Annotated in this window: 17 protein-coding genes and 1 pseudogene; 5 read left to right on the forward strand and 13 right to left on the reverse strand. The window is 38.3% G+C overall.

The window, feature by feature from the left end; translation table 11 throughout:
• Positions 1-73 precede the first annotated feature (73 nt).
• Entirely contained in the window at positions 74-538 is a 465-nt protein-coding gene (locus CSB87_RS04190) for a hotdog fold domain-containing protein (RefSeq protein WP_031953027.1), read from the forward strand.
• Positions 539-570: 32 nt separating this feature from the next.
• Here the strand turns inward: CSB87_RS04190 and CSB87_RS04195 are convergent, their stop codons facing one another.
• Positions 571-1,665, reverse strand: a complete 1,095-nt coding sequence (locus CSB87_RS04195; RefSeq protein ID WP_002052591.1) for a fatty acid desaturase family protein — start codon at positions 1,663-1,665, stop codon at positions 571-573.
• A gap of 12 nt (positions 1,666-1,677) precedes the next feature.
• Positions 1,678-2,748 carry a ferredoxin reductase gene (locus CSB87_RS04200; protein ID WP_106105039.1) on the reverse strand — a complete coding sequence of 357 codons (1,071 nt, stop codon included), beginning with the start codon at positions 2,746-2,748 and terminating at the stop codon, positions 1,678-1,680.
• A gap of 140 nt (positions 2,749-2,888) precedes the next feature.
• Between CSB87_RS04200 and fabR the strand changes: the two genes are divergently transcribed.
• Both fabR and CSB87_RS04210 read left to right on the forward strand, forming a co-directional pair.
• On the forward strand, positions 2,889-3,584 hold the full coding sequence (gene fabR / locus CSB87_RS04205) for an HTH-type transcriptional repressor FabR (protein ID WP_004707630.1): 696 nt from the start codon (positions 2,889-2,891) through the stop codon (positions 3,582-3,584).
• A 168-nt stretch (positions 3,585-3,752) separates the two neighbouring features.
• A complete protein-coding gene (locus tag CSB87_RS04210; RefSeq protein ID WP_002052593.1) occupies positions 3,753-4,769 on the forward strand; it encodes an AI-2E family transporter in 1,017 nt (338 codons plus the stop codon).
• A 55-nt stretch (positions 4,770-4,824) separates the two neighbouring features.
• Here CSB87_RS04210 and rapA read toward each other — a convergent pair whose 3' ends face one another.
• The 6 genes and pseudogenes from rapA to CSB87_RS04240 form a co-directional block, all read right to left on the reverse strand.
• Entirely contained in the window at positions 4,825-7,662 is a 2,838-nt protein-coding gene (gene rapA / locus CSB87_RS04215) for an RNA polymerase-associated protein RapA (RefSeq protein WP_031953031.1), read from the reverse strand.
• A 144-nt stretch (positions 7,663-7,806) separates the two neighbouring features.
• Entirely contained in the window at positions 7,807-8,445 is a 639-nt protein-coding gene (locus CSB87_RS04220) for an RluA family pseudouridine synthase (protein WP_004700090.1), read from the reverse strand.
• Positions 8,446-8,577: 132 nt separating this feature from the next.
• Positions 8,578-9,282 (reverse strand): annotated as a pseudogene (locus tag CSB87_RS04225) (acyl carrier protein).
• Positions 9,283-9,344: 62 nt separating this feature from the next.
• Complete coding sequence (gene hemL, locus CSB87_RS04230; protein ID WP_002052888.1) at positions 9,345-10,643, reverse strand: glutamate-1-semialdehyde 2,1-aminomutase; 1,299 nt, start codon at positions 10,641-10,643, stop codon at positions 9,345-9,347.
• Between the two features lie 41 nt (positions 10,644-10,684).
• Positions 10,685-11,296: a thiamine phosphate synthase gene (thiE, locus tag CSB87_RS04235; protein ID WP_004885946.1), complete on the reverse strand. Its 612-nt coding sequence runs from the start codon at positions 11,294-11,296 to the stop codon at positions 10,685-10,687.
• Between the two features lie 114 nt (positions 11,297-11,410).
• Positions 11,411-11,794, reverse strand: a complete 384-nt coding sequence (locus tag CSB87_RS04240; protein WP_017398143.1) for a DUF962 domain-containing protein — start codon at positions 11,792-11,794, stop codon at positions 11,411-11,413.
• Positions 11,795-11,959: 165 nt separating this feature from the next.
• Here CSB87_RS04240 and CSB87_RS04245 point away from each other — a divergent pair, with 165 nt between their 5' ends.
• Positions 11,960-13,423 carry a CYTH and CHAD domain-containing protein gene (locus CSB87_RS04245; protein ID WP_031953035.1) on the forward strand — a complete coding sequence of 488 codons (1,464 nt, stop codon included), beginning with the start codon at positions 11,960-11,962 and terminating at the stop codon, positions 13,421-13,423.
• A gap of 35 nt (positions 13,424-13,458) precedes the next feature.
• On the opposite strand, the gene CSB87_RS04250 is transcribed toward CSB87_RS04245, so the two are convergent.
• A complete protein-coding gene (locus CSB87_RS04250; protein WP_017394321.1) occupies positions 13,459-14,091 on the reverse strand; it encodes a hypothetical protein in 633 nt (210 codons plus the stop codon).
• A 103-nt stretch (positions 14,092-14,194) separates the two neighbouring features.
• Between CSB87_RS04250 and CSB87_RS04255 the strand changes: the two genes are divergently transcribed.
• Complete coding sequence (locus CSB87_RS04255; RefSeq protein WP_002052603.1) at positions 14,195-14,584, forward strand: DUF3144 domain-containing protein; 390 nt, start codon at positions 14,195-14,197, stop codon at positions 14,582-14,584.
• A gap of 59 nt (positions 14,585-14,643) precedes the next feature.
• On the opposite strand, the gene CSB87_RS04260 is transcribed toward CSB87_RS04255, so the two are convergent.
• The 4 genes from CSB87_RS04260 to CSB87_RS04275 all read right to left on the reverse strand — a co-directional run bounded on the left by CSB87_RS04260 (position 14,644) and on the right by CSB87_RS04275 (position 20,968).
• On the reverse strand, positions 14,644-17,406 hold the full coding sequence (locus CSB87_RS04260) for a M16 family metallopeptidase (RefSeq protein ID WP_031953038.1): 2,763 nt from the start codon (positions 17,404-17,406) through the stop codon (positions 14,644-14,646).
• A 122-nt stretch (positions 17,407-17,528) separates the two neighbouring features.
• A complete protein-coding gene (locus CSB87_RS04265) occupies positions 17,529-18,344 on the reverse strand; it encodes a PhzF family phenazine biosynthesis protein (protein ID WP_031953041.1) in 816 nt (271 codons plus the stop codon).
• A 150-nt stretch (positions 18,345-18,494) separates the two neighbouring features.
• Positions 18,495-19,889, reverse strand: a complete 1,395-nt coding sequence (locus tag CSB87_RS04270; RefSeq protein ID WP_001025080.1) for an L-cystine transporter — start codon at positions 19,887-19,889, stop codon at positions 18,495-18,497.
• Positions 19,890-20,086: 197 nt separating this feature from the next.
• Positions 20,087-20,968, reverse strand: a complete 882-nt coding sequence (locus CSB87_RS04275; RefSeq protein ID WP_031953042.1) for a LysR family transcriptional regulator — start codon at positions 20,966-20,968, stop codon at positions 20,087-20,089.
• Positions 20,969-21,039 lie beyond the last annotated feature (71 nt).

Consider the following 21,039-nt stretch of genomic DNA (forward strand, 5'->3'; position numbering starts at 1 on the left):
GCATATTTGTAAACAGAACTATATTCTTTAACAGAATAATATTCTGTATTTTCAAATTAAAGGAAAATTAATTATGGCAACAACATTAGAACTCTGGAATAAAGTCACTGCTTTCCCTAAAGGAAAGTGGACTTTCTCTCGTATGCTGTGCCTAAAAGCACCCTATTTCGGCAGTATTTCTCCTCTTTTTATTGAGCTAAAGCCAAATTATTGTGAAATTTCCATCAAAAAGAAGCGTTCTGTGCTTAACCATATTGGAACAGTACATGCAATTGCCATGTGTAATATGGCAGAGCTCGCAGGTGGAACTATGACAGAAGTTACTGTCCCTTCTACTCATCGCTGGATTCCGAAAGGCATGACTGTTGAATATTTAAAAAAGGCAGAAACAGACCTTATTGCTGTAGCGGCGCCTGTACACACGAATTATGACTGGGAAAAGGCTGGAGAATATTTAGTTAATGTAGATGTTTACGACACTCACAAAGACAAGGTATTCCACGCCACTATTACGATGTGGATTTCTAAAAAGAAATAAAAAAAGCCCTGAACTCTCAGGGCTTTTTCATATTATTTTTTAAATGGGAAAGCATATTTTGCAATACGCCCGACCACTTGACCGAACTGTTTAACAAAGCTGGCATTGTTATAGTTCAAACCATATTTTTTACAAACTGCTTCAACTTTTGGAGCCATTTGACGATAACGACGAGCAGGAATATCTGGGAATAAGTGATGTTCGATTTGATGACTTAAGTGACCAGACAAAATATGAAATGCTTCTGAACCTGTTAAGTTAGAAGAACCACGAATTTGGCGCATATACCAGTGTCCACGGCTTTCTTCCTGTAAAACAGATTTTGGAAATACTTCTGCATCTTTTGTGAAGTGACCACAGAAAATAATACTGAATGTCCAGATATTACGAAGACCATTAGCGACTAAGTTACCCGTAAATACTGGTAAAGCTGCTGGCCCTGCAATGAGAGGGAAGAAAACATAGTCTTTAAAAAGTTGCTTACCAATTTTTTTATTCACTGGTTTTAACTCTTCTAAAAATTGTGCCTTGGTCTTACGTTTATAAAGCACACGCCCAATTTCAAGATTCTGAATTGCTACGCCCCACTGGAACAATAAGCAAAATGGAATACTATAAATCGGTTGCAGTAAAAACCCTGGTTTCCAACGTTGCTCAGGGAATAAACGGAGTAAGCCATAACCAATATCATCATCAATACCTTTAATATTGGTATAAGTATGATGTTTATAGTTATGAGTTTGGCGCCAGTTATCAGATGTACCTACCGTGTCCCACTCATAAGTTTGGCCATTAAATTTTGGATCATTCATCCAGTCATATTGACCATGCATAACATTATGACCAAGCTCCATGTTCTCCATAATTTTAGAGAAACCTAATAGACCTGTACCCAAAATCCATGCTGGTGGGAACCAACCTGCAAATAAGCATGCTCGTCCTAAAAGACTGCTATAGCGAACGGCAGCATAAACACGACGGATATATTTTGCATCTTTTTCACCCAAATCATCCAATACTTCTTGTTTGATCTGGTCAAGCTCTTTTGCAAATGCTTCAAGTTCTGCTGGAGTCAAATCGCGATTTTTAGGATTTTTAAAATATTCGACTTTCACTGGCATATTCATAAGAGGTCTCTCTTAAAGATCAATAACTAGATCGGATTGTGCTGAGTTCACACAAATTTTAAGTAACTGGCTTGGTTCTGTATTTTGACTACCGTTTAGTAGGTTACGTGTAGAACCTTGCGTTTTATTACAAACACATTTATTACAAATTCCCATACGGCAACCGTGTGTTGGCTTAACACCTTCATGCTCAAGGCTCACCAAAATCGATTGTCCCTTAGGAATTGCAATCACTTTATTAGACTGAGTTAATGTGACATTCACATAACCGACATCATCTGCAGAACTTGCATTGCTTAAACTAAACGCTTCAGTAAGCACGGCTGGTGCTTTTTCAAAAAGCTCTTCGACAGTTGAAACAAAGCCAGATGGACCACATGCGTAGACCGTGCTGTTTTCAATATCATCAACCAAAGCAAGATGTTCGGCATTTAAGCGCTCATCATTTGGTGTTTCTTGTGTGTAAAACACCTGATAGCTGAAATTTGGGTTTTGTTCAGCCACTTGCTCGAAATACTCTATAAAAGCAGCATCAGAACGCTGTTTTACCCAATATAAAAGCTGAACCTGCACTTTTTCTAATTGCTGGCTTTGCTTAATTGCTGTGATTAAGCTCAACATTGGTGTAATACCACTACCAGCAGCTAACATAATTAATTTTGGTGTCTGGATATTTTGTTGCATATCACCATAAGGTTGACCAAGCTCAAAAATATCACCAATCTTACTTTCAGCAATGAACCAATTACTAACAACACCATCAGCAACTTTTTTAACGGTTAAACGTAAGTGCTCTGCATCGATTTGGGTCAAGCTATAAGTACGTTCATAACGGCGGCCCGCAATTTCAACAATCACTGGATGATGCTGACCTGCTGCTCCCATTTTGACCAAACGGTTGCATTTTAAAGTAAGGCTCACAGTGTCATGAGCTACGAATTTTTTTTTTACAATTTGAACGAGTCCGTGCTGTACAGACCATAAGGGATTTATTTTTTGTAGCCAGAAACTCGCCATATCTTTATCAAATACGGCTTGTGTTAATGAATTGAATAGAGAATTTCTCTTTTCGATTGCTTGCATAACTGAGGGCTCTGTCGCTCTTTTTTAATTATTATACACATGTATATATATTTGTATATACACCCGTACTTTTAATTACAATTTCACAAGTTCCCTGTCTAACGCTATAATCCAGAGAGTTTAAGAATATATTGAAAAGCATGACCCAAACCTCACTTTCTCAGAGCCAAAATGACACAAGCTCTTCACAAGATGTCATTGAAATAAAAACAGTAACGCGTTCTGTTGGAAGAAAAGCGACGATTACTAAAGAGGAACTTTTTCAGGCTGCACTTAACCTGATTGGTCCACAAAAAAGTATCGCCTCACTCAGCTTACGTGAAGTTGCGAGAGAAGCTGGTATCGCACCAAATAGCTTTTATCGTCACTTTAAAGATATTGATGAATTAGCCATTTCACTCATTGACCGTGCAGGTATCGTTTTACGTAAGATTATTCGTCAAGCTCGTCTACGAGCATCTTTTCAAGACAGTATTATTCGTAGTTCTGTAGAGATTTTTCTTCAGCAGCTTGATGCAGATGAAGGTAATTTAAGTTTATTGTTACGCGAAGGTTTTACAGGTTCTGCATCTTATAAAGCTGCTGTAGACCGCCAGCTCAACTTCTTCCAACAAGAACTACAAGAAGATTTAATCCGTCTAGAGCGATTAAACAACAACCATCTATACCATCCAGAACTCGTTGCAAAAGCAATTACGCAACTTGTATTTCATATGGGTGCTAAGGTGATTGATCTTCCGGTTCATCAACGTGCAGAAGTCGCAGAACAAACCATGATTATGATAAGAATGATTTTAGAAGGTGCCCGTCATCTAGACGAAGCAAAAATACGATAAATTCAACATAAAATGGTTTGTGATTTTACAAGCCATTTTTTATACAGATATACCAGTTTCTTGATAAAAATATAATTCGTAGATTGAAGCAACCAACATGCAAGAGTATAAGTAATTATTATTCTAGCAATACATACCCATATTTCCCCACGATATTTAGGGATTCACATGCAAAGTTTGAGTAATCGTCAAAGCCTGATTGCAAGTTATATTCTGATGGGCATTTTTTTGCTTTCGGTTATCCCCTTGCATCTCTTAGCAAGCTTTTTTGCTGGCTTTCTCATTTATGAAATTATTATTAGTTTAAGCTCTATTGTTGAACGTTATATTGACGGTCAAAGAGCCCGCATTTTTATTAGTATTTTACTCAGTATTATCACGGTTTCACTCATCGCCTTTTTCATTACAAGTTTAATTAGCTTTGTGGTTTATGACTTAAAAGGTGTAGGTATCCATAATATCAACAATAAAGTCGATCAAACGCTATTACACTTACAAACCGAAATTGGCAAATATCTTCCAGGTTATATTCCAGACAGCGTTACAGAACTAAAAGATGAAATTTTTGCGTTTATGAAAGATAACGTGACGACATTAAAAAATGCCAGTTCCGATATCTTACATAACTTCGTAACGATGATTATGGGCCTTATTATTGGTATTTTGGTGGCTATTCATGGCTTTCACCGTCGAACACCACAGCCTATATTTAAGTCTTTACTCATCCAACGTATTCAAAAGTTATCAATTTCTTTTAGAAACGTCGTTTTTGCTCAAATTAAAATTTCAGCAATTAATACGCTGCTCTTTATATTATTTGCGTTTGTAATATTGCCGATTTGGGGTGTTCACCTCCCTTTCGCTAAAACCTTAACCATTCTTACTTTTTTGTTTGGTCTCATTCCAATTTTAGGCAACTTAATTTCAAATACGCTCACTTTTATTGCTGCATTGACGGTTTCACTCGGTCTAGCAGGCGTTGCTCTGCTCTATCTCGTATTAGTACATAAGTTAGAATATTTTATTAATGCGAAAATTATTGGACATAAAATTAATGCCAATGCATGGGAAATTTTATTGGCAATGTTAATTTTTGAGTCAATTTTTGGTTTAGGTGGATTGATTGCAGCACCAATCTTTTATGCGTATTTAAAACTAGAATTAAAAGATGCCAGAATGATTTAATTAAATTTTACTCAATAAAAAAGCGCCGTAACGGCGCTTTTTTATGATTGCTTACTTATGGTTTAACCACCACAAGTACTTGAATCGCTTCCGGAGTTACAGTTAAGCCATCGAGTAAACTCAAGCCTTCTTTTTGCAACTTCTGTAAGCGCTCAATTTCGTCTTGACGAATACTTGGGTTGAACTGTTTTAAATAAGTTAAGCGGTCAATCTCGTATTGCCATTTACTACCATAATGCTCTTTTGCCTGCTGTTGTAACTGTGGCAAGCCTACTTTAGCAATATCAAGCGCTTGTCTATAACGCTCTTCAATTACTTCACGGCGAGCTTTAACCACTTGGCGGCAGCTATTGCCATCTAAATGGTGCAAATATGGTTTTAAAATGGTTGGATCAATCTTTTCAGATAAGTCCTGACCATTTTCACTTAACAACACGCGAATGAGCTGTTTCGGTAAGCTTGATGGCAAGTTCAAAGATTTTGGTGCAACTACATCAACTTTAAACCAGACTTCAAGTAATACAGAACCTTGCTTTAATGCATTTGACTTAAGAACAGCAACATTAGTACTACCGAAGGATTGTGTACGGATCATTTCCATTACACTTTCAATGAACGGATGCTCTAAAGTCAGGTATTGAGCATCTTCACGCATTTGTGCTTGATCACGATAGAACGTCGCAGTCATACCCTCTTCGTCTAGTGCCAAACCTTGAACTTGCATTTGGTCTGTTGGACGAATAATAACAGTACCGTTACTTTGCTCATCAAAATCGATATTGGTTGAAGACATAAAACGCTTCACAAACATAGGTAATGTTGTGTTGTCATCGTAGTCTTCTAAGGCTTGAACAATTTCTTGTGCAACGATAGGACGACATGAGTTGTATTCAAGCAAGCGATCTCGACCAGCTTGTAGCTCTGCTTCTAAAGCTTGACGTTGAACATTGACTTCTTCGAGTAAGTCTTCAAATGTTTGGCCTTGATCTGAAAGTAAGCAGTCTTTTAATTCAACAATAAAGTTTTCTTGCAACGTTTGAGCTGTTGGAGAAATATTGCTAAAAATATTTAATGCTTCATTGTACCAACGGAACATACGCTCTTGAGCGGTGCCCATTAAGTAAGGTACATGAATTTGAATACGGTTTTCTTGACCAATACGGTCTAAACGACCAATACGTTGTTCTAAAACATCTGGGTTTGCAGGCAAATCAAATAAAATGAGATCACTCGCAAACTGGAAGTTACGACCTTCTGAACCAATTTCAGAACACAGTAAAATTTGAGCACCATAGCTTTCTTCTGCAAAGTAAGCAGCTGCTTGGTCTCGCTCAAGTAAACTCATGCCTTCATGGAACATAGCAGTACGAATACCTGCATGCAAACGAAGTGCGCTTTCTAAAGATTCAACTACAGGACCACTACGTGCAATTAAAAGAACTTTTTTATGTTTAAGTTCTTTACGTAGAATTTCCATTAACCATGGCACACGTGGGTCATTTTGCATCCATGATCCATCAATTTGTGCTTCTTCTGGCCACATTTGCTCACGTAGTTTACCGTCTTTTGACCAATCTTCTGGCGCTGGCAAAGGTGCTGGTTGGCAATCACGGCCAGGGAAACCTTGAATCGCTTCACGCGTATTACGGAATAAAATGCGCCCTGTACCATGACGGTCTAACAACTCATGAATCGCTCTGAAACGTTGTTCAGGCTGATCTTCAATTGAATGACCCAATAAACCTTCTAAAGCAGTTAAATGCTCTTGAGTTAAAGGTTCATCTGACATCAATACTTCTGCAACTTGAGCAGTTTGCTGATATTGCGCTTCTTCATCTAAGAAACGCTCTAAACTACTAAAGCGCTGCGGATCTAACAAACGTAAGCGTGCAAAGTGACTTTCTACACCAAGCTGTTCAGGTGTTGCTGTAAGCAATAATACACCAGCCGTATTTTCAGCAAGCTCTTCAACTAAGTCGTAACGATCATTACCGCCTTCTTCTTCGCTCCACATTAAATGATGCGCTTCATCGACAACGAGTAAATCGAAACCAGCTTCTAGTGCTTGCTCACGTAAATCGTCATGGTCCACCATCAAGTCGACGCTGGCAATAATGCATTGCTCTGTTAAGAACGGGTTAAGCTCTGGATCATGTTCTTTAATAGACGCAGTACGGGTTAAATCAAACAGAGAAAATTGCAAGTTGAAACGGCGACGCATTTCAATCATCCACTGATATTGCAGCGAATCAGGGACTAAGATGAGGATACGTTCTGAACGACCAGTTTTAAGCTGTTGATGGATAATCAAACCAGCTTCAATTGTTTTACCTAAACCTACTTCATCGGCAAGCAAAACACGTGGTGCAAAACGTTTACCGACTTCATGAGCAATATAGAGTTGATGTGGGATTAAACCAACGCGTGCACCAACCAAGCCGCGTAATGGACTGGTTTGCATTTGCGCTTGCATTAGCATGGCTTCAATGCGTAAGTCATACCACTCTTTATAATCGATCTGGCTTGCTAGCAAACGATCTAAAGGTTTTGATAATTGAATTTGTGCACCGATACGAGTTTCATTGAGCGCTTTACGTTCTTGTTCGCCATTTTCTAAGGTACGAACTACGTTGTAACGCAAAACGCCATGGCGGTCTTCAACCGACTCAACAATCCACTTTTGGCCTTCTTGATCTTGAACTTCATCGTTTGTGTTAAAGATGATACGAGATAATGGTGCGTTATTACGTGCATAGACACGCGTTTCATCACTCTTGGGGAATAAAATGCTGACAGATCTTTCATCTACATCAATAAGAACGCCTAAACCGAGCTCAGTCTCTGTATCTGATAGCCAACGTTGACCAATAGCATACTGCTGCAATTTTTCCACCTTTTTCTCAAGTTCGCACTACATATTGTACGATGCAAATTAGCTTATTTTTGCATCTTTTTATGTAGTCTTTAAAGCAAAATTTTGCAGCAGAAACCAATTAAATTATTTCGCTACAAAAATTACTCATTGAAAGTTTTTACATTAAAACGGTACAGGACAGTTAAAAGTTAATGATTCCCCTGTGACAGGATGATTAAAGCTTAACTGTTTGGCATGCAAGCACAGACGAGGAACAAGTAATTGTTCCGGTGTTGCATACAATGTATCACCTACAATCGGATGTCCCAGATATTGCATGTGTACACGAAGTTGATGAGAACGTCCGGTAATTGGTGTTAATTTGACACGCGTAACCGGTTGTCCCTGAATCTGAAAATGTTCGATCGCCTGCCAATGTGTTAAAGCAGGTTTATTATGAGAAGCATCGACAATATGTAAAGGTGGTCGACTCGGGTCATAGACGACAGGGATATCAACAGTTCCTTCGCCGTCTAGATGGCCTGCGACTAACGCTTCATATATTTTCGAAGTTTGACGGTCTTGAAATTGGCGTGCAATCGCACTTTGTCCACGCTTAGATAACCCAAAAACCAAAATACCCGAGGTATCACGGTCAAGGCGGTGAATGAGCAAAGTTCGTGGTTCAATTGCCACCAGTCTTGTCAAAACGCTGTCATGTAAATCACCTTTCCCTGGCACACTCAAAATGTCCGAAGGTTTATGAATCACCATAAAATCATCATCACGATAGATCAGATGTTCACTTAGAAAATCACTCAAAGTTGTATTCCCAAGGTAAGATGAAAAACAAGCGGGCAATAATAAAAAGCTTACGTCCGAATTACAATGCCGTTCGGGTAAATTAACAACAGAATTTGCAAATATTATGATTCACTTTATGGCTAAAGCCGATTAGTGCTTCAATAACTGCATAATATGTTGCAACGTAGGTGTTTGCATCAGCTCTTCAGCACTTAGACTCGCACCGTTCGCACGCCATAATTCCACCAGATAATTGACTCCAGCAGTGTCTAGACCATAGTTTCTTAAATCTATTTCGGGATGAATTTCCATTGGATGCCGCCCAACCTGTTCAGCAACTGCCAATAAAACTCCTTTATCGGATAACACCTGTGACGACGGTGCACTTAAAGACCATAAGCGCATTAAAGTCTGTGTGTTTATATGTTGAATGGAGTCAAAACTGATTTTTTCAATCCATTGTATATGCTGCTCTAAACTACTCGCCAAGATTGCATCATTTACAACAGCTACATAATCTGTAATGGATAAAACAAGCTGCATGACTTGCTTAAATAGCGGTGATAAATTTCCCGCCATTATCACTTGTGCTTGAGTGTTTGATGACAACTGTTGCCCAAGCTGTAACATGGCCTGTTGAAGTTACGATGACTGAATCATCATAACTGGAATTTCGAGTGCCTGTGCTCTTTTGCTTAGCATTTCTAAATGATCGGCTAATGGTTGGTTCATCCAGTCAGGGGCATTTTCAAGTTCATTTAACCCAACCATGAGCAAAATGCTATGCGTAGATTCAATAGGCCAATTTGAAGTACTTGCGGCTAACTGGATTTTTCGAGGTAAGGGATAAAACATTGTTCTCTACAAATATAAAAATAGCTCAAATTAAAAGGCCCGTTTAAAACGGGCCTTTTTGCTTACTTCATTTCGGCGAAGGTTTCTTTTGCAGCCTGAATCGTATATTCGATATCTTCATCTGAATGAGCAGATGAAATAAAGCCTGCTTCAAATGCTGACGGCGCCAAGTTTACACCGCGCTTTAACATGCCATGGAAGAACTTTTTGAAAGCTTCAATATCACATGCCAACATAGAGTCAAAGCTTGTAATATCTTCTTGGTCGGTAAAGTAAAGGCCAAACATTGCGCCCGCTTGCTGAGTTTTAAATGGAATACCTGCTTCATCTGCTGCTGCTTGTAAACCTGCAAGTAACTTTTCAAGTTGAGCCGATAATTTGCTGTAAAAATCCGGTTGACGTAAATGTTTGAACATTTCAATACCTGCGCGCATAGCAAGTGGGTTACCAGATAAAGTTCCCGCTTGGTATACACCACCTAAAGGTGCGATGCATTCCATGATTTCTCGCTTACCACCAAATGCACCTACAGGTAAGCCCGCACCAATAATTTTACCCAAAGTCGTTAAGTCAGGTTTAACGTTGTAAACTGACTGAGCACCGCCTAATGCAACGCGGAAACCAGTCATTACTTCATCAATAATAAATACAGATTTGTATTCATCACATACATCACGAATCGCTTGTAAGAAACCATCAATTGGTTTCACCATATTCATGTTACCTGCGACAGGTTCAATAATAACGCCTGCAATTTCATGACCAAATTTTGCAAAGCATTCTTTTAATGCTGCAATATCGTTATATGGTAGTGTTAAAGTGTGTTTAGCGAAATCAGCTGGTACACCTTTCGATGTTGGTTCACCCTCACCTTTAGTTAATAAACCAGAACCTGCTTTTACTAATAAAGAGTCAGAGTGTCCGTGGTAACAACCTTCAAACTTCACGATCTTGTCACGGCCAGTATAACCACGTGCTAAACGAATAGCAGTCATAGTTGCTTCTGTACCAGAGTTTGTCATACGTACCAATTCAATAGATGGCATGATTTCACAAATAATATCTGCCAACGTTGTTTCGTGTACGGTTGGTGCACCAAAACTTAAACCATCTTCTGCTGCTGTTTGTACAGCTTTAATAATATCTGGATGAGCATGGCCCAAAATCATTGGTCCCCAAGAGCCAACATAATCTACATAGCGCTTGCCATCTACATCCCACAAATATGCACCTTTGGCTTTCTCGATGAAAACTGGTGTTCCTCCAACGCCATTAAAGGCACGTACTGGAGAGTTCACACCACCTGGAATGTGTTTGCTGGCTTGTTTAAATAACTGTTCTTGCTTTGGAGATAAACTCATGGAAATGCTCGTCTTAAATATCTAAAAATAATTTTGAAAGCTTAAGAAAATAATTGTGCCCATGCTTGTACACGGGCAGGAATTTCAGCAGTTGATCGACCTAATATATCACTAATGACTGCGCAGAGGTCAGCTCCAGCCTCAATCACGGGTTTTGAGTTTTCAACTGTTAAACCACCAATTGCACAAATAGGTAAATCATACTGAGCTGCTGCTTGCTTAATTACCTCAATGCCAACATTACCTGCTTCCGGTTTAGTCGCAGTTGCATACACAGCGCCAAAGGCAACATAAGTTGCGCCATCAGCAATTGCTTTTTGGGCAAGTTCTAATGAGTTTAGGCAAGTACGGCCAATAATGACGCCTTCTGGTAACTGCGATTTTGCATCGGTAATTTCACCATCACTTTGTCCTAAATGCACACCTAAACCAAACTTTGCAGCCAGTTTTAAATCATCATTAATGACAAAAGGAACCTGATATTTTTCACATAAACCTTTAATCTGTTCAACTTCAGCAGGCTGATCGGCTTTGTCTACTTTTTTACGGCGGTACTGTAAAATTGCGATTTGATGGGTTGCGAGTGCAGCGTCTAGTTTTTCTAATAATAATTCGATTGGGTCATCATTGGTAATGAGATATAAACCGCGCATACTCTACTCTCGCTTTTGAAAACTTCGCTAGTATAACGGATTTATAAGTCATCATAAGTACCGATTGATATAGGCTTACCAGTACCAATCGGTATATTTAAAAAAACAAATAAATTAACTTGGAATTTTATCATGCTTACGATCAATCAAACTTAATCGACCCGTTGCAACATCCGAAAGCATTCGCCAATCAGAAATAAAGCTATAAAGTGGCTGTTTAAAGCTGGCAGGCTTATTTTTTTCAAACACAAAATGTCCAACCCATGCATTTGCGTAACCCGCTACCAAACCATAGAGCACATATTTAGCTTGTTTCTTACGAATCGCTTTTGAAAAAAAGTATAGACCAATGCTACTTCCCACCACATGTAAGCGTCTGCTCATAATGTTACGGTGTTCGGTTAAGTAAAAACGATAAAATTCCTGATAGTTTTTAATCGGTAACTCAAACTCTGGCTGAGTTTCATGGCTAAAGTTTACTGGTGCATTCACGATCATCTTCCTGATTTTTATTTGATCAAAACATCACCTGATTGTACACCTAAATAAAAGTGTAGCGTCATATGTTTGATTGTAACTTTCTCTATCAAAAACATTATTTTTAGCGCTAAGCTATTATACTTATTCAAGATAGTTTAAATACCTGATTCAGGGAGATCCATTATGGTTGAAGTTGAGCTTAAGTTTCAGTTACCTGAATCGAAGAAAAAAACTGTTCAACAGTATTTAAAAAAGCATAAAGCGCAGCATATTCATTTACAGGCCAAGTATTACGATACACCAAATCGCCTACTCGCAAAAAATGGCATGGCTCTACGTTTACGTAAAGAAAATGATCTGTGGGTACAAACCTTTAAAGCCGCTGGCCAAAGTCATTTACATCGTGTTGAAGAAGAAGTTTTTTTAGGAAAATGCGAACAAGAACCTGAACTAAACCTTGAGTTATATAAAGACAATAAAGTCGTCACAGATTTGATTACTCAAGCTTTAGGCTCTGAAGTCGAAAAGCTAAGCTTACAGTTTGAGACTGATGTACAACGTACTTATCATGTTTTTGAAGCAGATGACACAGCAATTGAAGTCTGTCTTGATGACGGCGTCGTAAAAACAGCAACAGCACAAAGCAAAATTTGCGAAGTTGAGTTCGAACTTAAACAAGGTGCAGTTAAAACACTTATTCAATTTGCTCAGCAATGGATTAATCGTTATGAACTTTGGCTCGATGTTAGAAGTAAAGCCGAGCGAGGTAATTTACTTGCATTGGGGCAAGCTGCTTCACCGGCTGTTCACGCAAAAAATCTGAACTTAGATAAAGACGTTTCAGCAGAACAGGCGCTCAAAAAAATTGTAGAAAACTGTTTGGGACAGTTCTTGCCGAATATGGCTGTAATTGCTGATGGTGTTGCCGACGCTGAACACATTCATCAAGCACGCGTGAGCTTACGCCGTTTACGCAGCGCACTTCACCATTTTGCAACATGGTCAGACGAGTTAAACCCTGCGTGGGAAGAACAAATTGCCGAACTGTTCCGCCAGCTTGGAGACACGCGAGACGAAGATGCCATTCGTACCGAAATTTTACCGATGATTGTGCAGCATGGTTCACCTGAGCTTTTACTTCCGATCTCTGAACAGCCATTAAAAGACCTTGCCAAGCTGTTTAAATCCGCAGAAATCGTTAAGCTCGTGCTCGCATTACTGGCATTTGCTTATTCAGAAGAAGATGATCAAAACGCCAAAGGAAAATTGAAAAAATATATAGGAAAAAGCTTAGACAAGTTACATCATCAAGTGGTGAGTAATGCCGATCATTTCACTGAACTTGAAGTCACTGAACAGCACAAAATACGTAAAAAAGCGAAGCAATTACGTTACTGTATCGAATTTATATCAAGCTTATATCCACGTAAAAATGTTCAGCAGTTTTTAAAAAAATTACAACCTGTGCAAAATACCTTAGGCCTTTATAACGACTTGTTTATTGCTGAAGATCTCTTTAATAAAGCAACTGAATATGACCCACATTTTTGGTTTGCATTAGGATGGATTAAGGCCAAACAGCCTTATTTACAAAATCAGTCTGCCGAAGCTTTGCAAAAATTTAAACAGGCAAAAATATTTTGGTAAGAATTTTAAAGTCGCGGCAAATATGCCGCGACTTTTTATCTATATTTACCAAATACTTTCCATACACCATTATCTGCTAATGGGTCGCTATAGCTATCACTACGCTGTTTTCTTGGCTTATCACGAGCGTCAACAAGTTTAAAGTGTGGCTCTACCCCTAACACAATCCCATTGGTATAAAAACGTGAACGCGTATATTCACTTTGACCATGCTGGAATACATAAGTTCTTAAATCGATAAATTCACGGTGTGCAACTAATGCTGCTGTGTCGTCACTCTGCAACCATTCTTGCATGGTAAATATCTGATCTGTTTCAAACTGCCCACATTTTTCAATAAGACTCGCCACACCACGGAAAGTTTTCGATTCTTTTGCGCGTGTTTTATTAATCCGAATACGGTCCACATGAAAAAAGAATAAAGGTAAATTTAGATGGCTTGGTAAGTGTATTGCATCTGGTAATTCATCTTCCATAAAAGGTTGAAAAAGCTCTTGTGCCCTTTCTATTAAATCTTTCCATTGTTGATAATAGGCTAAGACTTCTTCTTGCAAACCATAATAAATTGGCAGCCCTTCGACATGCTCCAAATATTGAGGCGGAAAAACATGCTGACGTAATAAAGCAATGTCTGTTTTTAGACTTTGAACGGCAATTGCATCTTGCATATTATAACTCCCAATACTTAGGCTATTTACAGACTAAGGCAAAGGTTTTGTTTCCGCAAGGCTTTGCCTATAATAAGCAGCTCTATTTTTGCGGGAATAAGTCATGTCTCAAAAGATTAATGCAACAGATATTACTGAAGAAGAAGCGTTAAATGCTGTTTTCTTTGAGCGTGCGGATGAATTCATTAAACAAGCGAATGATTTTTGTCGCCCGCCTAAAGGCCAAAAACCTGATCCAGCTGAGCTTCGCGGTCAAGTGAGTGCTGCGATGTTATTTGCAACTGCCCGTTTTAATACATGGGTCGCTGCCAATAATTTTAAAGATGGCAATGAAATGCGTGATGCAAAAGAGCAAGTGATGTCTTATCTGCTTCAACAATTTCAAATGATGCTTGAAGATAACTTTGATGAGTACTGTGAACAGTTCGAAAACTATTTACGTTTCCGTAAGAATGAAGATTTTCATACTCACAAGCATGACCATGATCATTAATAAATTTTAAATACCCAAATAAAAAGCCACTTCATGTGGCTTTTTATTTAGCAAGTCATTTATTGCTTTTGCGGTTGACCATATTGGTCAGCCATCACTTCAACGAGATTGGAAAGCTTAATATATTTTTTAATGACTGCATTTACATCAGCAACAGTTAGCTTTGTTAAATCTTGATCATGCTTAACACGATCCAGTAATGTTTTACCTGACTCAAGCTCAATATTTAACATACCGTGAATATTACGCTCATCCTCTAATGCAGTAACACGTTTTTTCATGAGATCTGCTTTAGCTGCTGCAAGCTCTTGCTCGGTAATACCATTGGTTAATAAGTCATTTAATACCTTATGAACTGAAGCAGAAACTTGTGCCGAACGCCCAGCTGTATAGTTTGCACTAATACTTAATGCACCCACATTGGTGTCCTGATCAAGTTGCAGTCCTGTTCCAAAACCATAAACTAATGCATTTTTTTCACGAAGCTCTTGAGCCAAACGCGAAGAAATTTGAGAATCACCTAAAATATAATTCATTAAAATTAAGGCAGATGCATCCGGATGATTTTTTCCAACCGGTATCGCAAGTACGCTTTGATAACTACCAAACTCACGTTGTTCAGATAAAGCATGTACTTGCTGAGCAGGAAAATCGACGTGTTGAATTAAGATTTTTTCATATGGTTGTTTACTGTTCCAACTACCAAACTCCTGATTTAATAGTTTTTTCATTTTTTTGGCATCAAATGCGCCGGTAATTGCAATTTGGGCATGGTTCATTGCAAAGAAATGCTGATATAACTCTTTGACTTGTTCTTGGGTCACATCCTTTAATTGTTTTTTGGCTAACTCAGGTTCAAAGTGGTAGCGTAAATCACCTGGCTGATATTCTTCAACTAAACGTGACAACGTTAAACCTGCAACTACATCAGGTTCTGTATAAGGTCGATCAAGACTAGATAAGCTTTGAGATTTAATTAAATCGAATTGAGATTGTTCAAATTTAGGGTTTTTCATAACCTCTAGAACAAACTTGAAGAATTCATCAAACTTTTCAGTTTTAGATTGAATATTAATGGTCATGCCATTGCCATCAGCACTCGCATAAGCCGCGCCACCAGCATCAATCGATTTATCGGCAATATCTTGCAGGCTATATTTATCAGAACCGCGGAGTAATAAATACGAAGTTAAATCAACTACCGTGCCTTTATTAAATAAAGATTTTTCTGTACCAAAATCCATAGTAATGGTGGCATAGGTACGATCATCACGGGTTTCCACAGGGAACAAAGCATACTTCATTCCATTTTTAAGTTTTCCACGAATAATCTTTTTTTCATTACTCTCAGCATATTGCTTAGAAGTTTTTAAAAACTCGTTAACTTCTTCTTGATAAACTTTCGGGTCTTTTAAAGGTTCTGGTTTAACATCTGTCTGATCTAAAGTTTTAGGTTTATCTTTTGGGTCGAGTTGCAATGCTTTCTTTTGATCTTCAGGTGTTGGCAAAATATCGCCATCAATACGATGCCCAGCAATAAGGAACTGTTTTAAGGTTTGATTTACGTCATTGAGCTTCACTTTCTCAACTGCATCTAAATCTTTAAAATATTGATCCCACTGCCCACCAGCTACGCTGTAATCACTTAAACGAGAACCCAAAGCAACGGCGTCTTTATTGACTAACTCGCTTTGTGTTTTCATTAAACTTTTTACACGTTTTAGCTCAGTCTCTGTAAAAGGTTTACCTTTTTCAATTCCAGAGAGCAAAGCGCTTTCTACTTTGTTGGGGTCGTTTTTAGGTGAGTAGACCGCCCCTAAAAATACAACATTAAAATCTTGGTCTAACCATGTTGATGCCTGAACGTCTGTACTAATACCTGTTTCAACCATATTCTGGTACAAGTGACCACTTGGCTGCATGGTATATAACATTGGTGCTAAAGCCAGTGTCGGCTGAATTTTGATGTTTTTCCCATTCATATAAATATGAAATTTGGCTAAATCACTGCCTTTTTTCACTACAAATTCACGATTCTTTATTTTTGTAGAATCTAACACAGGCACCTGAACGCGCTTAGGCACAGCTCGCGCAGGAATTGGACTAAAATATTGGTCTATCGTTTTTAAAACATCAGTTTTATCAAACTTGCCTGAAATCACCATGACCGCATTATTAGGTGCGTACCAACTACGGTAGAACTGGTTCAATTCCGGCATTTTAATTGACTTAAGCTCTGGCAAATCACCAATCGGTAATCGTCCTAAATACTGGTTTCCATAAGCCGATTTCCACATTTGATCCATTAAAACAGCAAAAGGCTGATCCATACGGACTTCACGTTCACGCTTTACGATTTCAATTTCAGAAGGAACAAATTTTTCTTGTAAAACCAATTTGTCCATACGCTCAGATTCAAGATACAGTACTTGATCAAGTGCAGTTTTTTCTGGACGGACAATATTCGTGTATTTAGTTGAATAGTAATCCGTGCTCGCGTTCGTCATTAATGTATATTGATCTAAACGGCGTTGGAATTCTTCACCTTTTACATTTTGCGTGCCTTTAAAGGCCAAATGCTCAAGTAAATGTGCTAAGCCACCTTTACCTTGCGGATCATTTAAAGAACCTGTTAAATAAATGGTATTAATAAAGATTTTATTTTCTTTGTCATTCGGGGCAAGTACGACCCGAAAACCATTATCTAATTTATATTCCTCAATATTTTGCTTACTTTTTACTAATGTTGTTTGTGCAAAAGACGCAGCACTTAAACCAAGAATACATAGGGAGAGAGTCAGTTGTTTAAACTGCATAAACATATAAATACCAATTAATTTGAATAATAAAAAATCAATAGTTGTGGGACTATAGTAGGAAATTTAAGCTGACATTAATAGTAAAGATTTGAAAAAAAAGCCGTTTATTTAAACGGCCTTATATTTTAAGGAAAAATTTCTGCTTGCATATAAAGTTTGCCATAGCCTGAAATTTCAATACGCTCCTGGTTCAGCACATTACAATACAAAACGCCTCCACGGTTAGAAGCCTGATAAGCAGTAATATTATTTTTAGCGAGTTTCTCTGCCCATAGCGGTGCTATTGCGGTATGAATTGAACCTGTAACAGGATCTTCTTCTATACCTGCGACAGGAGCAAAATAACGCGATACGCAATCATAGTGTTGATCTGCTCTTGACGTTATTGCTACATCAAGACCACTGGTGGTAATCGCAGTCCGCTTACCTAAGGCTTTAAGCAAGTTCATGTCAGGCTTCTCATCCAATACATCTTGAACTGATTCATATTCAACAATGTAGGCTTGAACATTTTGATAAACCGCTTTAAACGGTTTTGTTAATGCTTGACGTAAAACATCCGGATAATCTTCAACTTGATGAGCCTGTCGTATGGGAAAGTTCATTCTGATTTTGCCGTCTTCATCTCGATGAACGACAAATAGGCCTAAGTTTCGTACATGAAAATTAAGAGTCTTTTTCTCGGTAAAATCTTTAAATAATACGAACGCACTGGCAAGAGTCGCATGCCCACAAAAATCGACTTCAACTGTTGGAGTAAACCAACGGATTTCATAATTTTCAGAGTCTATAATTTTTACAAAAGCAGTTTCGGATAAGTTATTTTCAAGCGCTATCTTTTGCATTAAATCTGCATCTAGCCACTCTTTTTCAACTACTACAGCAGCAGGGTTTCCACGAAATAACTCTTTGGTAAAAGCATCGACTTGATACATTTTCATGTTAGTGCTCTCTTTCTTAATAAGCTCATTTTTAAAAATTATTTAAAAGAAAAACAGATACAGTTTTTTTAAAATTAACATCACAATAGCAATTTACGCATATAAAAAAATGGCTCATCCAGATTGGATGAGCCATTTTAATATTAACTTTTAATGATGTTGAGTTAATTCAATTTCATCTTCGCTATTCATTATAGCTTTGTCGGTCTGCCCCATAAATTGGCTTGTAACGACACCAGCAGTCATCGAACCATTTACATTTAACGCAGTACGACCCATATCAATGAGTGGTTCAATTGAAATAAGAAGTGCAACCAATGTTACAGGTAAACCCATAGCAGGAAGTACGATCAATGCTGCGAAAGTTGCACCACCACCAACACCTGCTACGCCAATTGAACTTAAAGTGACAATACCCACTAACGAAGCAATCCACATTGGGTCTAGGGTGTTAATACCCATAGTTGGCGCAACCATGACTGCGAGCATGGCTGGATATAAACCCGCACAACCATTTTGTCCAATAGTGGCACCAAAAGAAGCAGAGAAACTTGCAATAGACTCAGGCACGCCTAAACGACGAGTTTGCGCTTCAATGCTAAGTGGAATACTTGCTGCACTTGAACGACTCGTAAACGCGAATGTTAGAACTGGAGCAACTTTCTTGAAGAATTTAAGTGGAGAAACACCAGTCAGAGTCAAAATAATGGCATGCACGACAAACATAATCGCCAAACCTAAGTAAGACGCGACCAAGAAACCACCTAGGTTCAAGATATCCGCAACATTTGAACTTGCCACAACTTTTGTCATGAGAGCAAAAACACCATACGGTGTAAGCGTCATTACTAAACGAACAAGCTTCATGACCCATGACTGTAAAGTCTGAATAGCCGTCAGAATACGTTGACCTTTTTCTGCATCATCTTTCATCAAGTTGAGTGCTGCTATCCCTAAAAATACAGCAAAGATAACCACGCTAATAATCGAAGTCGGATTTGCACCCGTTAACTCAGCAAAAGGGTTACTCGGAATAAAAGAAAGAATAAATTGCGGTACACTTAAGTCTGTTACTTTACCCACATAGTCAGTCTGAATTGCAGTAAGTCGAGCTGTTTCAGCCGCCCCTTGTACCAAACCTTTGGCAGTTAAACCAAACAAGTTCGTCACAAATACTCCAACCAGCGCAGCGATGAGTGTGGTAAATAACAAAGTCCCGATGGTGTAGAAGCTGATTTTTCCTAAAGAAGAAGCTTGGTGTAGCTTCGCTACCGCACCTAAAATCGAAACAAAGACCAAAGGCATCACGACCATTTGTAAAAGTTTTACATAGCCGTTACCAACAATATTAAACCAGCTAATAGATTCAGCAAGAATCGGATGGCCACCGCCATAAATCAAATGTAGTCCTAAACCAAACACTACACCTAAAATTAAGCCAGCTAGAACTTTTTTAGATAAGCTCCAGTCCGTTTTACGTGTTTGGGCGAGTAAAAATATTAACCCGACAAAAACCACAATATTGATGATTAAGGGTATATTCATTCCCAAACTCCAACTTATTGCTTGTGTCATCTTTTAAGGGGGCATATTTGACCATAGCCGGCCTATATAAACTACCCTTTTCAACAATTTTCTAGCATGCAGATCATTACTGATCTGAATGAGAATATAAAATGACTTTTAAATACATATATATCACTTTTAAAACATAAGATAAGTAGGATATTTATGTATAAAAATTAAGCGCATTTCTGTATAAAGTTTTGCTCAATAAAACAAATAAATTGCTTTAAATTACTGCCCCATGTTTCAGGAGGCTGAGCAACCAAATAAGTAGTGAAATGTGCAGATTCAGTGTTAATTTCAAAACAACTTAATGAGACTTTATCGGCTACTTTGCTCAGATATGACTTGGGCAACAAAGCAAAACCGACTCCTAATTCTACACAGCTCACAATGCCATCGAGACTACCCATTTCCATAATTTGTGAAGGTGGAACACTATGATCATTTAAAAACAGTTCAATTGCATGCCGATAAGAACAGCCTTGTCGAAACGCAATAAAACGAGTCTTTGCGAGGGTGGTAATGTCGGGAAAGTGAGTTTGTTGTTTTGGGCAAACTAAAACCAGTTGTTCTTGCCACACCGGAAAACTATATAGCTCTGGAATTACATATTTAGAAGCAACAAACGCACAATCGACTTCTCCTTGTTGCACCGCGTTTAACAAATATCGTGTTGGGTGAGTTTGAAGCTCAATTGGTAAATTCGGATATTGCTGCATACATTGATTAAGCAATTGAGGAAGTCGTATTGCTGCTGTTGTTTCCATACTGCCCAAACGAATGGTTTCATTCGGGTCAATATCACCTTCTTGAAAAATTTTTTTCGCTTTATTATGCAGTGCAATCATTTGCACAGCATAACTATGTAGCTGCTGCCCTGCATTAGTTAATGTAACGGGGTTATGACGATTTAATAAAACCACGCCTAACTCTTCTTCAAGCTTTTTCACATGACTTGTGATGTTCGATTGAACCGTATACATTTTTTGTGCAGCTAGTGAAAAACTTCCACTCTCTGCAACCGCTAAAAAAAACTCTAAAGACTTAAGCAACATGCCACTATCTCAAAACAAGATAATTAATATCATATTAAATCATTTCTAATGATAAATAAACTCGCTTTTAA

The organism is Acinetobacter sp. AR_0276 (assembly GCF_003000705.1).
In the GTDB taxonomy this organism is placed as follows: domain Bacteria; phylum Pseudomonadota; class Gammaproteobacteria; order Pseudomonadales; family Moraxellaceae; genus Acinetobacter; species Acinetobacter nosocomialis.

Excerpts from the sequence above, each read along its gene's own strand:
- CSB87_RS04245 (WP_031953035.1), top strand. The coding sequence starts at position 11,960 with ATGGTTGAAGTTGAGCTTAAGTTTCAGTTACCTGAATCGAAGAAAAAA.
- CSB87_RS04200 (WP_106105039.1), bottom strand. The coding sequence starts at position 2,748 with ATGCAAGCAATCGAAAAGAGAAATTCTCTATTCAATTCATTAACACAA.
- CSB87_RS04190 (WP_031953027.1), top strand. The coding sequence starts at position 74 with ATGGCAACAACATTAGAACTCTGGAATAAAGTCACTGCTTTCCCTAAA.
- CSB87_RS04255 (WP_002052603.1), top strand. The coding sequence starts at position 14,195 with ATGTCTCAAAAGATTAATGCAACAGATATTACTGAAGAAGAAGCGTTA.
- fabR (WP_004707630.1), top strand. The coding sequence starts at position 2,889 with ATGACCCAAACCTCACTTTCTCAGAGCCAAAATGACACAAGCTCTTCA.
- CSB87_RS04275 (WP_031953042.1), bottom strand. The coding sequence starts at position 20,968 with ATGTTGCTTAAGTCTTTAGAGTTTTTTTTAGCGGTTGCAGAGAGTGGA.
- CSB87_RS04265 (WP_031953041.1), bottom strand. The coding sequence starts at position 18,344 with ATGAAAATGTATCAAGTCGATGCTTTTACCAAAGAGTTATTTCGTGGA.
- hemL (WP_002052888.1), bottom strand. The coding sequence starts at position 10,643 with ATGAGTTTATCTCCAAAGCAAGAACAGTTATTTAAACAAGCCAGCAAA.
- CSB87_RS04260 (WP_031953038.1), bottom strand. The coding sequence starts at position 17,406 with ATGTTTATGCAGTTTAAACAACTGACTCTCTCCCTATGTATTCTTGGT.
- CSB87_RS04240 (WP_017398143.1), bottom strand. The coding sequence starts at position 11,794 with ATGATCGTGAATGCACCAGTAAACTTTAGCCATGAAACTCAGCCAGAG.
- CSB87_RS04270 (WP_001025080.1), bottom strand. The coding sequence starts at position 19,889 with ATGAATATACCCTTAATCATCAATATTGTGGTTTTTGTCGGGTTAATA.
- thiE (WP_004885946.1), bottom strand. The coding sequence starts at position 11,296 with ATGCGCGGTTTATATCTCATTACCAATGATGACCCAATCGAATTATTA.
- CSB87_RS04250 (WP_017394321.1), bottom strand. The coding sequence starts at position 14,091 with ATGCAAGATGCAATTGCCGTTCAAAGTCTAAAAACAGACATTGCTTTA.
- CSB87_RS04210 (WP_002052593.1), top strand. The coding sequence starts at position 3,753 with ATGCAAAGTTTGAGTAATCGTCAAAGCCTGATTGCAAGTTATATTCTG.
- CSB87_RS04195 (WP_002052591.1), bottom strand. The coding sequence starts at position 1,665 with ATGAATATGCCAGTGAAAGTCGAATATTTTAAAAATCCTAAAAATCGC.